General features: G+C 69.6%; 13 protein-coding genes and 2 pseudogenes. 6 read left to right on the top strand and 9 right to left on the bottom strand.

Features of this window, described 5'->3' with window-relative positions:
• Positions 1 to 52 precede the first annotated feature (52 nt).
• From fahA to AC1Z3O_RS30175, 3 genes are read right to left on the bottom strand one after another with little or no spacing between them, the layout of a single operon-like run.
• Positions 53 to 1,366 (bottom strand): fumarylacetoacetase, encoded by a 1,314-nt coding sequence (gene fahA / locus AC1Z3O_RS30185; protein ID WP_483522081.1) that lies wholly within the window; start codon positions 1,364 to 1,366, stop codon positions 53 to 55.
• A 25-nt stretch (positions 1,367 to 1,391) separates the two neighbouring features.
• Positions 1,392 to 2,198, bottom strand: coding sequence for a cyclase family protein (locus tag AC1Z3O_RS30180; RefSeq protein ID WP_483520256.1), 807 nt, complete (start codon positions 2,196 to 2,198; stop codon positions 1,392 to 1,394).
• A gap of 50 nt (positions 2,199 to 2,248) precedes the next feature.
• The gene (locus AC1Z3O_RS30175) at positions 2,249 to 3,526 is read right to left on the bottom strand and encodes an MFS transporter (RefSeq protein WP_483520255.1); all 1,278 of its coding nucleotides are present in this window, start codon (positions 3,524 to 3,526) and stop codon (positions 2,249 to 2,251) included.
• A 160-nt stretch (positions 3,527 to 3,686) separates the two neighbouring features.
• Here AC1Z3O_RS30175 and AC1Z3O_RS30170 point away from each other — a divergent pair, with 160 nt between their 5' ends.
• Positions 3,687 to 4,385 carry a TetR/AcrR family transcriptional regulator gene (locus AC1Z3O_RS30170; RefSeq protein WP_483520253.1) on the top strand — a complete coding sequence of 233 codons (699 nt, stop codon included), beginning with the start codon at positions 3,687 to 3,689 and terminating at the stop codon, positions 4,383 to 4,385.
• A gap of 63 nt (positions 4,386 to 4,448) precedes the next feature.
• Here AC1Z3O_RS30170 and AC1Z3O_RS30165 read toward each other — a convergent pair whose 3' ends face one another.
• Complete coding sequence (locus AC1Z3O_RS30165; RefSeq protein WP_483520251.1) at positions 4,449 to 5,444, bottom strand: LysR family transcriptional regulator; 996 nt, start codon at positions 5,442 to 5,444, stop codon at positions 4,449 to 4,451.
• Between the two features lie 101 nt (positions 5,445 to 5,545).
• On the opposite strand from AC1Z3O_RS30165, the gene AC1Z3O_RS30160 reads away from it, so the two are divergent.
• The gene (locus AC1Z3O_RS30160; protein ID WP_483520249.1) at positions 5,546 to 7,063 is read left to right on the top strand and encodes a CoA-acylating methylmalonate-semialdehyde dehydrogenase; all 1,518 of its coding nucleotides are present in this window, start codon (positions 5,546 to 5,548) and stop codon (positions 7,061 to 7,063) included.
• A gap of 60 nt (positions 7,064 to 7,123) precedes the next feature.
• Here the strand turns inward: AC1Z3O_RS30160 and AC1Z3O_RS30155 are convergent, their stop codons facing one another.
• The gene (locus AC1Z3O_RS30155; RefSeq protein WP_483520247.1) at positions 7,124 to 8,212 is read right to left on the bottom strand and encodes a YbfB/YjiJ family MFS transporter; all 1,089 of its coding nucleotides are present in this window, start codon (positions 8,210 to 8,212) and stop codon (positions 7,124 to 7,126) included.
• A gap of 82 nt (positions 8,213 to 8,294) precedes the next feature.
• On the opposite strand from AC1Z3O_RS30155, the gene AC1Z3O_RS30150 reads away from it, so the two are divergent.
• Entirely contained in the window at positions 8,295 to 8,528 is a 234-nt protein-coding gene (locus AC1Z3O_RS30150) for a hypothetical protein (protein WP_483520245.1), read from the top strand.
• 203 nt (positions 8,529 to 8,731) lie between these two features.
• On the opposite strand, the gene AC1Z3O_RS30145 is transcribed toward AC1Z3O_RS30150, so the two are convergent.
• Positions 8,732 to 10,114 (bottom strand): NCS2 family permease, encoded by a 1,383-nt coding sequence (locus AC1Z3O_RS30145; protein WP_483520243.1) that lies wholly within the window; start codon positions 10,112 to 10,114, stop codon positions 8,732 to 8,734.
• A 441-nt stretch (positions 10,115 to 10,555) separates the two neighbouring features.
• Between AC1Z3O_RS30145 and AC1Z3O_RS30140 the strand changes: the two genes are divergently transcribed.
• Complete coding sequence (locus AC1Z3O_RS30140; protein ID WP_483520241.1) at positions 10,556 to 10,729, top strand: hypothetical protein; 174 nt, start codon at positions 10,556 to 10,558, stop codon at positions 10,727 to 10,729.
• A 26-nt stretch (positions 10,730 to 10,755) separates the two neighbouring features.
• On the opposite strand, the gene AC1Z3O_RS30135 is transcribed toward AC1Z3O_RS30140, so the two are convergent.
• Positions 10,756 to 11,619, bottom strand: a complete 864-nt coding sequence (locus AC1Z3O_RS30135) for a LysR family transcriptional regulator (RefSeq protein ID WP_483520240.1) — start codon at positions 11,617 to 11,619, stop codon at positions 10,756 to 10,758.
• A gap of 161 nt (positions 11,620 to 11,780) precedes the next feature.
• On the opposite strand from AC1Z3O_RS30135, the pseudogene AC1Z3O_RS30130 reads away from it, so the two are divergent.
• Positions 11,781 to 12,206 (top strand): annotated as a pseudogene (locus AC1Z3O_RS30130) (MFS transporter); the annotation flags it as partial.
• Positions 12,088 to 13,026, top strand: a pseudogene (locus AC1Z3O_RS30125) (MFS transporter); the annotation flags it as partial. The pseudogenes AC1Z3O_RS30130 and AC1Z3O_RS30125, both read left to right, overlap by 119 nt.
• A 303-nt stretch (positions 13,027 to 13,329) precedes the next feature.
• Here AC1Z3O_RS30125 and AC1Z3O_RS30120 read toward each other — a convergent pair.
• Together AC1Z3O_RS30120 and AC1Z3O_RS30115 are read right to left on the bottom strand one after the other, a co-directional pair.
• Positions 13,330 to 13,935, bottom strand: coding sequence for an N-acetyltransferase (locus AC1Z3O_RS30120; protein WP_483522079.1), 606 nt, complete (start codon positions 13,933 to 13,935; stop codon positions 13,330 to 13,332).
• 113 nt (positions 13,936 to 14,048) lie between these two features.
• Positions 14,049 to 14,912 (bottom strand): hypothetical protein, encoded by an 864-nt coding sequence (locus AC1Z3O_RS30115; RefSeq protein WP_483520238.1) that lies wholly within the window; start codon positions 14,910 to 14,912, stop codon positions 14,049 to 14,051.
• Positions 14,913 to 14,956 lie beyond the last annotated feature (44 nt).

Genomic DNA, 14,956 nt, shown 5'->3' with positions numbered 1-14,956 from the left:
TAGCGGATGGCGGCGCGGCGCCAGCGCCGCGCCGGCCGCGCGGGTGCGGCGGTCAGGCGGCCGATGGTGCCGGCAGCACGGTGCCGTGGTTGGCGCCAAAGCCGATCCGCGCGTAGCCCGGGCGTTCGCACCAGCCGCGGAACGTCACCGTGTCGCCGTCCTCGAGGAAGCCGCGGCGCTCGCCGTCGCCGATATCGACTGGCTGCGTGCCCGACACCGTCAGCTCGATCAGGGCGCCGGCCTCGCCTTCCGTGGGGCCCGAGACGGTGCCGCTGCCGAGCAGGTCGCCGGGCTGCAGGTTGCAGCCGCCCATGGTGTGGTGGGCGATCATCTGGCCCAGGGTCCAGTACTGGTGGCGGAAGCTGGTGCGGGTCAGCGCGCGCGGCGGCCGTCCTTGCACACGCTGGCGCGCGCTCTGCACCGACACCTCGAGCTGGATGTCGAAGGCGCCGGCGGCGGCATCCTCCGCTGCGCGCAGGTAGTCCAGCGGTTGCGGGCGCTCGGGCGCGCGCGTCCAGGCGGTGCGGTAGGGCAGCAGCGCCTCCAGGGTGACGAGCCAGGGCGACACCGTGGTGGCGAAATTCTTGGCGAGGAACGGCCCGAGCGGCTGCATCTCCCAGGACTGGATGTCGCGCGCAGACCAGTCGTTGAGCAGGCACAGGCCGAAGATATGCCCTTGCGCCTGCGCCAGCGGGATCGGCGTGCCGCGCGCATTGCCGCTGCCGATCACGGCGCCCAGCTCCAGCTCGTAGTCGAGCCGCCGGCAAGGCCCGTGGACCGGGGCGCCGGCCGGGTCGGGGCGGTACTGTCCCATCGGCCGGTAGACCTGCTGGCCGCTGACGCCGATGGAGGAGACGCGGCCGTGGTAGGCGATCGGCAGCCAGTCGAAGTTGGGGCTGACCTCGATGCCGAATTGGCGGCTGCAGTTCACGGCGTGGTCGAGCGAGGTGTAGAAATCGGTGTAGTCGCCGATGCGTACCGGAACGGCGTACTCGGCTTCGGCCTGCGGCACCAGCGTGCCGCGTACAGGCTTCTCGTGCCCGCTGCCGGCCTCCAGCAGTGCGAAGATGCCGTGGCGCAGCGCTTGCCAGGCAGCAGGCCCCATCTCCAGCAATGCGTTGAGCGACGGTGCCGCCGCGGCATGCAAGGCTTCGGCGGCGAGGTCGCGCAGGCAGCCTGTCTCCCGCAGCGCGGCGAGGTCGACGATCTGGTTGCCGATGCCAACGCCGCCTCGCCAGGCCTCGGTGCCACCGCGCCGCCGGAACACGCACAGGGGCAGATTCTGCAGCGGGAAGTCTGTCTCCTGCGCATTGGCCGTAGCGAGCCAGCTGCGGCGAGAGGCGTCATGCGTGTGGTTCAGCGCCATCGGGGCGCGATCCTGTGCCATGGCGTCAGCCTGCTGCATTGAGTGCATCGTCGAAGATGGCGACGGCGCGCGTCCAGCCGGCCGAGGCGCCGCGGATCTTGTGCGGGAAGCAGGAGATGAAGAAGCCGTGGGGCGGCAGCGCCTCCAGGTTGTGCAGCTTCTCCAGGTGGCAGTAGCCGATGTTGCGGCCGGCCTTGTGGCCTTCCCAGATCAGCGAGGCGTCATGCGTTTGCGCGTACTTCTGCGCGGTATGCACGAAGGGCGCATCCCAGCTCCAGGCGTCGGTGCCGGTCAGGCGCACGCCGCGCTCGAGCAGGTACATGGTGGCGTCGAGGCCCATGCCGCAGCCGGCGGAAACGTAGCCGGGCTGACCGTAGCGCATGCCTGCGCGCGTGTTGACCACCACGATCTCCAGCGGCTTCAGTGTGTGGCCGATGCGCGCGAGTTCCGCCTCGACGTCGGCGGCGCTGACCACATAGCCATCGTCGAATGCGCTGAAATCCAGCTTCACGCCGGGCTGGAAGCACCATTCCAGCGGCACTTCGTCGATGGTGGTCGAGCGCTCGCGCTCGCCCAGCGATTCGTTCATGGTGCTGTGGAAATGATAGGGCGCATCCAGGTGGGTGCCGTTGTGTGTGCTGAGCTGGATATTCTCGATCGCCCAGCCCTCTCCGTCGGGCAGGTCGGCAGGCTTCAGGCCCGGGAAGAAAGACGCGACCTGCTCGGCGGTGGAGCCGTGGGACAGGTATTCGATCTTGGGGCCGAAGCCGGGCGGGTCGGAGATGACGTCGTTCTCCAGGTAGATCGAGAGGTCGACGAAGCGGCGTGTCATGGTCAGTGTCTCCTGTTCGGGATTGCGCGGCGATGGCGCGGACGATCGGTTCAGTTAGCGTCGAGCGAGGGATCGGCGGTCCCGCCGCCGACGGCATTGTGGGACGCGCCCGGCTGGAGGGCGATGCCGACCGTGTCGCGCGGCAGCAGGGCGACCACGGCGGCAGCCAGCAGGAACAGTGCGCCGCACAGTGCGATGCTGGTGGCGAAGCCGAGCGTGGCCGCCGCCGCGCCCATTGCCAGCGGCGCGAAGGCGGAGATGCCGCGGCCCACGTTGAAGCAGAAGCCCGCGCCGGTGGCGCGGATGCGGGTGGGAAACAGTTCGGCGAAGTAGGAGCCCACCAGGCCGGCGAAGGCCATGAAGAAGGCGAAGACGGGACCGAGCAGCAGCAGGGCGCCGTGGCCGGTGGTCAGTGCGTAGACGGGCAGTGTCAAGCCGGTGCCGAGCAGCGACACGATGATCGCGCGTTGCTTGCCGATGCGGTCGGCGAGCAGGCCGAAGACGTTGTAGCCGATGAACATGCCCAGGTTGAGCACGGCCACGAAGCTGGCCATGGTGGCCATGTCGAGGCCGCGTTCCTTGACCAGGAAGGTCGGCAGCCACGTCGTGGCGCCCCAGTAGGCGGCGAGTGCCAGCGCCGATGCCGCAGTGCCGAGCACGGTGTTGCGCAGCAGGCCGGGGGCGAACAGTTCGGCCAGGCTGGCCCCCTGGGGCAGCGCGGCGGTGGGCTGCCTGCCGTGTCGTTGCGCGCGCCAGACCTCCGACTCCGGCACGCGCAGCCAGACGTAGATGATCGCAATCACTACCGCGGCCCCACAGACAAAGAACAGCACGCGCCAGCCATGCACCGGCAGCAGATAGGCGGATACGGCGGCGGCCAGGCTGGCGCCGATTGAGAAGGAGCTGAGGACGAAGGCGGTGGCGCGTCCCCGCTGGTGGGCCGGCCAGGTTTCGTTGACGTAGGCTGCCGCCGTGCTCCAGACCCCGCCCAGGCCCAGCCCGGACAGGAAGCGCAGCACCAGGATCTGGCGCCAGTCGCTGGCACCCGCGATGGCCATGGTCAGTGCGCCGAAGCTTGCCAGCGACAGCAGCAGGGCGGTCCTGCGCCCCAGCGTGTCCGCCAGCCGGCCCATCACCACGCTGCTCAGCCCGATGCCGAGCAGGGTGGCCGTGACCAGCAGGCCGGCCTGTGCCTGCGTGATGTGCAGCGAAGCCGTGATCGCCGGCATGGCGATGGCGAGGATGATGATGTCCACCGCGTCGAACATATAGCTCAGGAAGCAGCCGATCAGCACGCGCCACTTCAGGGAAGCCGGGTCTGGGGTCACGATGTCTCCTCGATCCGCCGCCTGGCCCGTGCCGGCCGGCGTGCTATGATTTTTACTGACTGTACGATCGTACAGTCAGTATTTGCACTAGGGTAAACTAGCGGATGGGTCGGCAGGGATGCCGCGTGCGGCCATCGAAATTCTTGATCGCGGAGAGAGCATGCAAGGCAAGGGTGCGCCGGGGGCGTCGGCCAAGGGGCCAAGAAGGGCGCAGGGCGGGGCGCAGGACAGGGCGCTGGTGCAGCCGGCAGCGGAGACGAGCAAGCGCGAGCGCGTGCTGGATGCGGCGGAGCGCCTGTTCGCCGAGGGCGGCTTCGATGGCGTGTCGATGCGCGACGTCGCGGCGGCGGCCGGTGTCGGGCTGCCGCTGATCGTCTATCACTTCGAGACCAAGCGGAATCTCTACCGCGCGCTGTTCGAGCGCCGCAAGACGGTGCTCGAGGTCCGCCTGGCGGCGCTGCGCGAGCCCGTGGCCGCCGGCGAGGATGCGCTCGAACACATCGTGCGCGCCTTCGTGATGCCGGTGATGCGCATCCAGGATACCGAGGCCGGCATCGCCTACGCCAAGCTGGTCGCGCGCGAGGCGTCCGATCCGCGCGAATCCGAGCGCGGCATCGTGTCGGACTACTTCGATCCCTTCGCCATGGAATTCATCCGCGCCATCCGCAAGGCGCTGCCGGGCCAGGGCGCGAGCTATGCGCACTGGGCCTATCTGTTCGCCGTGGGCGCGCTGGTGATGAGCGTGTTCGACAGCCGTATCGAGCGCATCTCGGGCGGCAAGGTCAAGGCCGGTGACCTGAGGCGCAAGACCGAGTACCTGGTGACGTTCATCGTCGCGGGGATCCGCGCTGGGGCGTAAGAGGGGGGCAGCGCCCGCCCGTCTCAATGCGTCTCCGGGTCCTGCTAGCTGGTGCCCGCTTTGCTACCCGCGTACCCTGGCGGCGCCTTGCGCCTCCTTGCGCGGGCGCTCCATCGGATCGAAGCCACCCCGCAAAGCCGTCCTCAGCCAGTCGACGAACACCGAGACCGCGCGCGGCACGTGCGCCGCGTAGGGGCGGATGGCGAAGATCTGGTCCGGGAAGGCGCCCACCGGCCGCCAGCCCTCCAGGACTTCCACCAGCTTGTTGTCCCGCAGCGCGGATTGCGCCGTGAAATCCGGCACGAGGGCGATGCCGAGGTTGGCGATGGCGGCGTCGCGCAGGGCCTCGCTGTTGGTGGCGCACAGCGGGCCGGCCACTGGCACGGTGATGCGCTGCCTGGGCGCCCGCGTGCCGGGGCGTGCGTCGAGGAAGTGCCAGGCCGGGGTGTCGCGGGCGCGCGGGTAGTAGAGGCAGTCATGGTCGGCGAGATCAGTGGGCCCCGCGGGCGAACCGCGCCTGCGCAGGTAGGCGCGGCTCGCCACCAGCAGGCTGCGCGTGGGGCACAGCGGCCAGGCGACATGGGTGTCCGGCGGCGCCATGGTGTGGCGGATGGCGAGATCGTAACCTTCCAGCGCCAGCGAGCGCAGCTTGTCGGAGAGATCCAACTCCAGCCGGACTTCCGGATAGCGTTCGAAGAACCCGGCCAGGCGCGGCACCAGTTGCTGCCGCGAGAACGCCACCGGCGCCGTGACACGCAGCACGCCGCGCGGCTCGCCGGCGGCATCGCGCACGCCGGCGAAGCTCTTGGCGATCTGCTCGAAAGGGCTGCCGACCTCCTCGACCAGCCGCTGCCCTGCGTCCGTGAGCCGGACGCTGCGCGTGGTGCGCTGGACCAGCGGCACGCCGGCGGCGCGCTCCAGTTCGGCGATGCGCTGGCTTACGGCGCCCTTGGTGACGTTCAGATAGGCGGCGGCAGCGGTGTAGCTGCCCTGCTGCGCCAGCACGGTCAGCCAGTGGAGATGACCCCACATCTCGTCTTTGTTCTTGGTCTTCACCATCGACTGTTTAAAAAATTAAACAAGAAGTTCTCCGCGGCGGGCTTGGCGGGCAGGTAAGTGCATCTTAGTCTTTTGCCAGACAGCTAACCGGAGCGCAAGTCATGCAAACCACCAGCAACGCAATCGAGCACTATATCGGCGGCCGCCGCATCGCGGGCACGTCCGGCCGCAGCCAGGCGGTCACCAATCCCGCCAGCGGCAAGGTCACCGGGCAGGTGGCGCTGGCCGATGTGTCAGAGGTCGACGCCGCGGTTGCCGCTGCTGCGGCGGCCTTTCCCGCCTGGTCGCACACGCCGCCTATCCGCCGCGCGCGCGTGCTGTTCCGCTTCCTCGAACTACTGAACCGCGACAAGGACAAGCTGGCGCACCTGATCACCGCCGAACATGGCAAGGTGTTCACCGATGCCCAGGGCGAGGTGGCGCGCGGCATCGACATTGTGGAGTTCGCCTGCGGCATTCCCCAGCTGCTGAAGGGCGACTACACCGCGCAGGTCTCCACCGGCATGGACAACTGGACCCAGCGCCAGCCGCTGGGCGTGGTCGCCGGCATCACCCCGTTCAACTTCCCCGTGATGGTGCCGATGTGGATGTTCCCCGTCGCCATCGCGGCGGGCAACACCTTCGTGCTCAAGCCCAGCCCGACCGACCCCAGCCCCTCGCTGCTGATCGCGGAGCTGCTGAAGGAGGCCGGCCTGCCCGACGGCGTGTTCAACGTGGTCCAGGGCGACAAGGTGGCGGTCGACGCGCTGGTCGAGCACCCGGACGTGCGCGCCCTGAGCTTCGTCGGCTCCACCCCGATCGCCGGCTACATCTATGAGGCGGGCGCGCGCAACGGCAAGCGCGTGCAGGCCCTGGGCGGCGCCAAGAACCACATGGTGGTGATGCCTGATGCTGACATCGACCAGGCCGTCGACGCGTTGATCGGTGCCGCCTACGGCTCGGCCGGCGAGCGCTGCATGGCGATCAGCGTCGCGGTGCTGGTCGGCGACGTGGCCGAGCGCCTGATGCCGAAGCTGGTGGCGCGCACCAAGTCCCTCAAGGTGCTGGATGGCGAGAACCTCGCCGCCGAGATGGGGCCCATCGTCACCCGTGCGGCGCACGAGCGCATCACGGGCTACATCGCCCAGGGCGTGGCCGAGGGCGCGTCGCTGCTGGTGGACGGCCGCGACTTCGACCCGGCCTCGGCCGGGGAAGGCTGCGGCGATGGCTTCTGGATGGGCGGGACGCTGTTCGACCACGTCACGCCGGACATGCGCATCTACAAGGAAGAGATCTTCGGCCCGGTGCTGTCGTGCGTGCGAGTCAAGGATATGGCCGAGGCCGTGCACCTGATCAACGCCCATGAGTTCGGCAACGGCGTGAGCTGCTTTACGCGCGACGGCAACGCCGCGCGCGAGTTCGGCCAGCAGATCGAGGTCGGCATGGTGGGCATCAACGTGCCCATTCCGGTGCCGATGGCCTGGCACGGCTTCGGCGGCTGGAAGCGCTCCCTGTTCGGCGACATGCACGCCTACGGCGAGGAGGGTGTGCGCTTCTATACCAAGCAGAAGTCGATCATGCAGCGCTGGCCCGAGAGCATTGAGAAGGGCGCTGAGTTCGTCATGCCGACGGCCAAGTAAGCGCGGCGGGGCGGCGGCGGCCGCCGCCGGCCTCGCAGCGGCCAGCCTGGCCTGGCTTGTCTAGATGCGGCAGAGCAGTGCGGCAATCAGCAGCGCTGCCGCGGCGATTTCCATCGATCCGTTGAAGCTCCCGCCGTGCGCGGCAAGCGCCGAGGCGATCAGCGGGCCGACGATCTGACCTACGCCATAGGCAGCCGTCATCACCGCGAGCAGATTGAAGCGGACCGAACCTGCCGCGTGCCGCGCTGCCGGCATCGCAATGGTGACCGTGCCCACGAAGGTGCCGCCGACCAGGACCGCGCTCGCGAGATAGGCGGCGGCGGTGTGGTGCAGCACCGGCAGCGCGACGCCAAGGGCCTGGATGGCGAGATTCCATTGCATGGCGCGGCGCGTGCCGAGGCGGTAGTGCAAGGCGTGCCAGAAGAAGCACGAAGGCACGGCGGCAAGTCCGAAGGCTGCCCAGACGTGGACCGGATCGATCCCGTGCAGGACATCGCGGATGATCAGCGGCAGATAGGTCGCCGTGATGATGTAGCCCAGACCCGCCAGTCCGTAGCTGGCGATGAGGGGCCACGCTCCCATGGCCTGCGATGCGTCGAGCCGGGCCTGGGCCGGAGGCGCGGTGGCAGGCGTCGCTGGCTTGCCGAAATGCCGCCAGGCCAGCGCGGTCAGCGCGCCGGCCCCGATTGCCAGGGCAAGCCAGAGCATGCCGCTGTGCGAGTGGGCCAGGTTGCCCGCCGCGATCAACTCGGCGGAGGCGACGATGCCCGCGCCGACGCCGGCGAACAGCAGCGGGGCCGCCTCGGGCCGGCCGACCTCATGGAACAGCCAGACCGCGGCGCACACCAGGGCCAGTGCGCTGAGCAGGCCCGCGAGGAAGCGGACGGCGATCAGCAGGGCGGGCGCTGCCGGCAGGGCCAGAGGCAGCAGGCAGGCGACCGTCCCCGCCAGCGCGATCCGGGTCCAGGTGCTGGCCGCTCGCTGCGGTATCCGCGCGGCGAGAAGCGCGCCGGCCAGATAGCCCGCATAGTTCGCGGAGGCGGCCAGCGATCCCGTCGCGACCGACATCGTTCCGTCGCGCACCATCAGTGGGTACATCCCGGTGAAGGCGAAGCGGCCGAAGCCCATCGCCACGGCCAGCGCGAACATCGCGGCCAGGGGCTCCTGCCAGGCAGTGCGCGGGATGGCAGGTTCCCCAGCCACCGTGGTTCGTGCCAATGGAAGCCTAGGCATGACGCAACTCCTGAAAGAACGTTTCGAACGCCGAAGTGATGAAGCCGGCCCGCTTGACGAGGAAGGTGTGCACGGGGCGGACCGGCACGGCCTGCAGCTCGGCGGTTTCCCGCTGCAGGGCCAGCAGAGCGCGCGGTACGACCGCGGCAGCCGAGGAAGATCTCGAGTTCTGCTAGGTCCACTTCTGCACCCGACTTGGCTTCACGTTCTCAAAATGAGAATGAAGCTGTAAAAAGTATCATAAATAGAGATTACGAAGTCAAGGAAGAATTGCCGCCAAGCGGCCCCACCAAAAAAAACCGGGCCGACAGGCCCGGGGCGGTAGACCAGCGCCGAAGCGGCTGGAGGAGTGGAGGAGGCAACATCGCGCCTTGCCCGGCGCGCCAGCCTGGCGGGCGCGGCCGTGCCTCGCTCGTTCTGCTTTGGGGGTGTGCCTCAGATGGCCCAGCCGCCGGCGTAGAAGGCCGCCAGCACCACGGCGATGGCCACCGTGCCGACGTTCAGCTTGCGCCATTCGCCGGCCACGATGCGGCCCACCACCAGGGTGCAGAAGCCGAGCATGATGCCGGTGACGATATTGCAGGTGAGCACGATGAAGACGGCGCAGACGAGGCCGGCCATGGCGTCGACGGTGTCCGCCATGTGCAGCTTGCTGACGCTGGAGAGCATCAGCAGGCCGACGTACATCAGCGCCGGCGCGGTGGCGTAGGAAGGCACCAGGCCGGCCAGCGGCGAGAAGAACATCACGGCCAGGAACAACAAGCCGACCACCACCGCCGTCAGGCCGGTCTTGGCGCCGGCGGCGACGCCCACGGTCGATTCGATGTAGGCCGCCGCTGGTGCGCCGCCGAAGCAGGCCGAGAAGATCGAGCTGACCGAGTCGGCGGTCAGCGCACGGCCGCCATTACGGATGTGGCCGTTGGCGTCGAGCTGGCCGGCCTGGCCAGCCACCGCGCGGATAGTGCCGGTGGCGTCGAACACGGCGGTCATCACCAGCGCGAACACGCTGGGCAGCACGGCGGCGGACAGCGCGCCGCGCACGTCCATGGCGCCGATCAGCGAGGCGTGGCCGGGCGCGCTCAACGAGGGCAGGGCGAAGACGCCGGTGAACTTCACCGCCGGGTCGAAGGCCAGGCCCAGCGCCGAGATGGCGACGATCACCAGCAGGATGCCGCCGGGCACGCGGCGGCGCTCCAGGCCGAAGATGGCGGCGAGGCCCAGCACCGACATCACGACCGGGAAGGCGGTGATCTTGCCCAGCGTCACCGGCAGGCCGGCGCCGCTGTTCTTGACCACCAGGCCGACTTCGTTGGAAGCGATCAGCAGCAGGAACAGGCCGATGCCGATGCCGGCGCCGTGCGCCACGCCCGCCGGCAGGTTGCGCAGGATCCAGGAACGCACGCCGGTGACCGAGATGGCGGTGAACACCACGCCCATCAGGAACACCGCGCCCAGCGCCACGGCCGGCGTCAGGTGCTGGCCCAGCACCAGGCCGAAGGCGACGAAGGCGGTCAGCGAGATGGCGCAGCCGATGGCGATCGGCAGCTTGGCCCACAGGCCCATCAGCAGCGAGCCGAAGGCGGTGGTCAGGCAGACGGCGACGAAGACGGCGCTGCTGTCGAAGCCGGCCTTGCCGAGCATGCCTGGCACGACGAAGACCGCATAGACCATCGCCATGAAGGTGGTGATGCCGGCCACCACTTCCTGGCGCGTACTGCTGCCGCGCGCGCTGATCTGGAAGTAGCGGTCCAGCTTGTGCAGCGGGGTGGCGGATGGCGCGTCGAGTTCCGTCGCCGACGGAATGGATTGGTCGATCATGATCTGCTGTCTCCTGGCGGGGCGCCGGGCACCGCGAACGGGTGCTCCGTGCCGGCCTGATTTTGTGTGGTTCTGGAAGCGGACCCGCCTGTGCCAGTCTGAGCGGCATCAATGAACGGGCGAGGCTCAAGGCTAGGGGAGTTGTCCGCGATTTTCATCAGCGGGGCGGAATGCGCGGTATGCCGTGCGGGAAATGAGCGAATCGCGGTGATTTCGCGCGGGGAGCGGGAGCCGGCATCGTCGCTTGTGCGGCCCGCGATCACGCTGGGCCAATCCCCGCGATCCGGGCTTGCTCAAGCCGGCAAGTGCCGAATCGAGTGTTATACTAGGGAAAACCCTAGGTCGTGTCATTCGAGCAGGAAGACGGCGGCCCGGACGCAGGCAACGAGTCAACAGCCCACCAGCAGCACGCCTGCGCAAACGAACCCAACAGGAAAAACGGTGCAGCCGTACATCGAAACACAGATCAGCAAGACCCCCCAGGCCGCCCAGACCGCCGCCAAGCCGGCGCAACCCCGTTCGCTGCTGGCCCGACTGCAGGCCTATCTCGACGGCGGCTGGCAACACTATGTACACCATGCGCAGGCGCTGGCTCGCGTATTTGCCGGCCGCTGAATCTGGCCACTGAATCCGGCCCGCCCTCAGCGCCGGAACGCTGCCGCCAGCGCTTCGATCACCGCGCGCACCCGCGCCACGCGGCGCAGGTCGGGGTGCAGCACCAGCCAGATGTCCACCCAGTCGCGCCGGTCGGGGAAGATCCGCACCAGCCCGCCGTCGCCATCGGCCAGGAAGGCCGACAGCATCGCGATCCCCATGCCGCGCGCCGCCGCCGAGCGCAGCGCCATCTGCGAATTGGACTGCAGCGCCACGTGTGCGCCGCGCAGGCTCTCGCCGCAGAGTTCCTGCCAGTGACGCGGTACCGTCTCGCGCGGAAACAGCAGCAGGTCATGTCCTGAAAGGCCGGCACCGCGCCTGGGCTTGCCGCGCCGCGCCAGATAGTCCGGGGCGGCGTACAGCCCCATCTCCACCGTGCCCAGCTTCTTGATGATCACGTTGCCCGCTTGCGGACGCAGGCCGCGCACGGCGAGGTCGGCCTCGCGCGCAGCCACGTCCACCAGTCCGGTCGACGTCATCAAGGTGAATTCGAGTTCGGGGTGGCGGCGTTGCAGTCCCGCCAGCGCCGGCAGCACGAATCCTTCGGCCAGCGTGTCGGTGGTGGCGATGCGCACCGGCCCGGCCAGGATGCGGTCGGCCTGGGCCGACTTGCGGCCGATCGCCTCGGCCGCGCTTTCCATCCGTTCTGCGTCGGCCAACATCAGCTCGCCGGCGCTGCTCAGCGCATAGCCCTGCGGCGTGCGCAGGAAGAGGGTCGTGCCCAGTTCTTCCTCAAAGGCGGCGAGGCGCCGTCCTACCGTGGCCTGGTCCACCTCCAGGCTCGCGGCGGCGCCGCGCAGCGTGCCGGCGCGTGCCACGGCGAGAAAGTAGCGGGTGTTGTCCCAGTTCATGCCTTGCCCTTCCAGTCGGGATCGTCGACGCGTGTCCGGCGCTCTCCGCCAATTTTTTATCATGCAGAAATGCATCATAACACTGCATTTATGCTGCTTTATTGCATGCTCCTGCGTCTCTAGCATGGCGGGGTTGTTGACTTTCTCATGCCTTGCTTTCCATGCCAGAACCCCTACGCCATGCTTGCCCCGCCGGAGCGGCCGATCTTCATGCCCTGAACCCGGCAGCGCCCCTTGCCACCACGCGCGCAGCGGCGCCGCCGGGCATGTCCGTGCTGGCGGTGCTGTCGACCGGCATGTTCATGGCCATTCTCGACACCAATATCGTCAACGTGGCAATGCCCGCCATCCGCCAAGGCCTGGGTGCCAGCCTGTCCGGGCTGGCCTGGATCGTCGATGCCTACAACCTCAGCTTCGCCGGCCTGATGCTCAGCGCGGGACTGCTCGCCGACCGCCTCGGTGCGCGGCGTGTCTTTCTCTGCGGCCTTGCGCTCTTCCTGCTCGCTTCCGCGCTGTGCGGCGCTGCGCCCACGGTGGCGGCGCTGGTGGGCGCGCGCCTGCTGCAGGGTGTCGGCGCGGCCTTGTTCATGCCGAGTCTCGCTCGCACTGCTGCGCGCGGCCTATCCCGAGCCCGGCGCCCGCGCGCGCGCCGTCGGCGTGTTCGGCGGGCTGGTGGCGACCGCCGCGGCCGCGGGGCCGGTGCTGGGCGGGATCGTGCTCGGTCCGCTGGGCTGGCGCGGTGCCTTCCTGATCAACTTGCCGTTCGGGCTGCTTGCCCTGCTGGCCGGCGTGCGTGTGCTGGCGCCGGTGCCGGCGCGGCGCGGGCAGGGTGCAGACTGGGGCGGCCAACTGCTCGGCATGCTGGCGCTGGGCGCACTGAGCTTCGCCCTGATCGAAGGACCGGCGCGCGGCTGGCTGTCCGTGCCGGTCTGCGTCGCCGCGCTGGCCGCGCTGCTGGCGGCGCTGGGCTTTGTGCGGGTCGAGCGTCGCGGTGCGGCGCCGATGATCCCGGCGCGGCTGTTCGCGGATCCCGCCCTGGGCGGTGCCAACTGGGTCGGGTTCGTCATCGGTGTGGCCTACTTCGGCAGCCTGTTCCTGCTCAGCCTCTACCTGCAGCAAGGTCTCGGCTTGTCGCCGCTGCACACGGGTCTGGGCCTGCTGCCGCTAGCACTCTGCCTGACCGTGGGCAATGTCGTCGCGGGACGGCTGCTGCCGCGGCTGGGCGCGCGGTGGCAGATCTCCGCGGGCCTGGTGCTAGCCGTTGCAGGCTATCTGTTGTGCGCGGCCGCCACCGTGTCCGGCAGCATGCCTTTGCTGCTCGTGGCGATGCTGCCCTTGGCCGGCGGCACGGCCCTGGCGATCGCGCCGATGACGGCGACCGTGCTGGAGCGCGCGCCGGCCGACCTGGCCGGCACCGCCTCGGCCGTGCTCAACGCCACGCGCCAGGTCGGCGCACTGGTGGGGGCGGCGGGCGCGGCCATTGCGGTGGCGGCCTGCGCGGATAGCGCCGCGGCAATGTGCTCGGGCGCCTGCGCGGGGGCGCTGCTGAGCCTGGCCGGCCTTGCCGGTGCGCGGCGCATTGGCCCCCATCCCTGGCCTCAAGCCGCCAGCATCGCCTCCAGCAGCCATGAAGCGGCCGGCCCCAGCGGCCGGCTGCGATTCCAAGCCGGCGCCGAGCCGGCTTTGTCATTTCTGGCGGATGCTGCCCGTTCAGCGCATGCCGGTGACGTCGGCCAGCGAGGCCAGCGTCCAGCCCCTTCCCAGCAGGATCATGCGCGTGTGCAGGTCGTCCAGCACAGCGGGGGTGACCGTGTCGCCCAGATAGCGCAGCGTCTTGCCGCGCAGGTCGACATAGCCCAGCGTGTAGCGCGCGCCCAGCGCCATCCACAGCGCATGGGCGCCGCTCGATTGGCGCGCGCCGGTGACCAGGCACAGGCCGGCGTCGAGGCCCCAGCGATAGATGGCCGAGGCCAGTCCGCGCCGCTGGTAGGCCGGCGCGTATTTTGAATGCGGCGCGCGCAGGTGGGGGTCGGCACGCCGGCTGACTTCGATCAGCCGGTTGAATACCGTATAGCCGGCGAGCCTGCGCCGCGCCACGTCTTCCACATAGATGTAGTACTCGCCGTCGGCCTCGCGGTAGCGCAGGCGCAGGCCGGGGATGCCGGATTCGGTGGCGGGCATGCCGTACAGGGGGCTGCCGGGCTCGTAGAGGCGCTCGTGCACCGCGTCGATGTCACGGTCGATTTCCTCGGGGCTGGGGCTGACGTCGATGCGCAGCTCGAGAGGACGCGGCACGCGTGCGGCACCGGAGCGCATGCGCAGTGCGTCGCGCAGCCAGGGAGGCCAGGACGGCCACGCGACACCGGTGCCGGACGGGGCGCGCCGCGCTGGCGCCATGGCGGGCAGGCCGAATGCCGTGCAAGCGAAGCTCATGGCGCCTCCCAGTGGCCGCTGATGAGCAGCGCGGGCCGGGTGCTGGCGCGTACGCGCGCGCTGTGCGGCCAGTCCTCCATGCGTACGCTGAGTCCCGCATGCACGCCGTAGCCGGCGCCGGGCAGGATCTCGCCGCCCGCCTCGATGCCCTCGCCGGCCCGGATCGCCCCCTCGGCGCGGATATCCGCACCGGCCTTGATGCCCCAGCCGGCCTCCAGGTGCATGCCCGCCTGGATCACCGTCCCTGCCTCGATGCCGCAGGCGACGACGATGGTCTCCTCACCCTGCAGGCAGCCCCCGGCGCGCAGGCCCTTGCCGCAATGCAAGTGGCCCTTCACCAGCAGGTCTTCCCCGACCAGCACGCCTGAGCGCGCGTCGACACGGTCGCCGCAGCGCAGGTCGCCGCGCGCCCGCAGGATGCCGCTGCACTGGAGCATGCCTTCTACGTCGACGCTCCAGCCCACGCGGATGTCGGCGCCCGACTGCAGCGTGCCGCCGCATTGGAGGGCGCCATCGGTCTCGATGGCATCGCCCGCCGTGATGGCTTCGCCGGCGCGGATGCCGGCGCCGGCGCGTATCGACTGGCCGGCGCGCAGCACGGAGCCGACATGCACGTCGCCGCGCACGATGACCGAGCCGGCGAAGACCAGTGCCTCGGCCTCGATGGCATCGGCCTCGAGCACGGCATCCGTCGGGCCGAACTGGTCCAGCAGCCATAAGGCGTCGGAAACGCGGTGCTGCTGCACCAGAGAGTCCAGCAGGTGCTGGTAGTCGGTGCCGCCGTCGCGGTTGCGGATATACCAGCGGTACCCATCGGCACAGGGGCGCTTGGCTTTGACGAAGTTCTGACTGATTTCCATGGCACTCGAATCGCGTGCGCCGGCGCGCCGCGCGGGCGAGCCGG

Source organism: Cupriavidus sp. 09_S30, assembly GCF_056930435.1.
This window is presented reverse-complemented; position numbering and strand designations above follow the sequence as displayed.

What these genes read in the sequence shown, in the direction of transcription:
- fahA (WP_483522081.1), bottom strand. Translation starts at nt 1,366, where the DNA reads ATGGCGCTGAACCACACGCATGACGCCTCTCGCCGCAGCTGGCTCGCT.
- AC1Z3O_RS30180 (WP_483520256.1), bottom strand. Translation starts at nt 2,198, where the DNA reads ATGACACGCCGCTTCGTCGACCTCTCGATCTACCTGGAGAACGACGTC.
- AC1Z3O_RS30170 (WP_483520253.1), top strand. Translation starts at nt 3,687, where the DNA reads ATGCAAGGCAAGGGTGCGCCGGGGGCGTCGGCCAAGGGGCCAAGAAGG.
- AC1Z3O_RS30165 (WP_483520251.1), bottom strand. Translation starts at nt 5,444, where the DNA reads ATGGTGAAGACCAAGAACAAAGACGAGATGTGGGGTCATCTCCACTGG.
- AC1Z3O_RS30160 (WP_483520249.1), top strand. Translation starts at nt 5,546, where the DNA reads ATGCAAACCACCAGCAACGCAATCGAGCACTATATCGGCGGCCGCCGC.
- AC1Z3O_RS30155 (WP_483520247.1), bottom strand. Translation starts at nt 8,212, where the DNA reads ATGTTCGCGCTGGCCGTGGCGATGGGCTTCGGCCGCTTCGCCTTCACC.
- AC1Z3O_RS30150 (WP_483520245.1), top strand. Translation starts at nt 8,295, where the DNA reads ATGACGCAACTCCTGAAAGAACGTTTCGAACGCCGAAGTGATGAAGCC.
- AC1Z3O_RS30145 (WP_483520243.1), bottom strand. Translation starts at nt 10,114, where the DNA reads ATGATCGACCAATCCATTCCGTCGGCGACGGAACTCGACGCGCCATCC.
- AC1Z3O_RS30135 (WP_483520240.1), bottom strand. Translation starts at nt 11,619, where the DNA reads ATGAACTGGGACAACACCCGCTACTTTCTCGCCGTGGCACGCGCCGGC.
- AC1Z3O_RS30120 (WP_483522079.1), bottom strand. Translation starts at nt 13,935, where the DNA reads ATGCGCTCCGGTGCCGCACGCGTGCCGCGTCCTCTCGAGCTGCGCATC.
- AC1Z3O_RS30115 (WP_483520238.1), bottom strand. Translation starts at nt 14,912, where the DNA reads ATGGAAATCAGTCAGAACTTCGTCAAAGCCAAGCGCCCCTGTGCCGAT.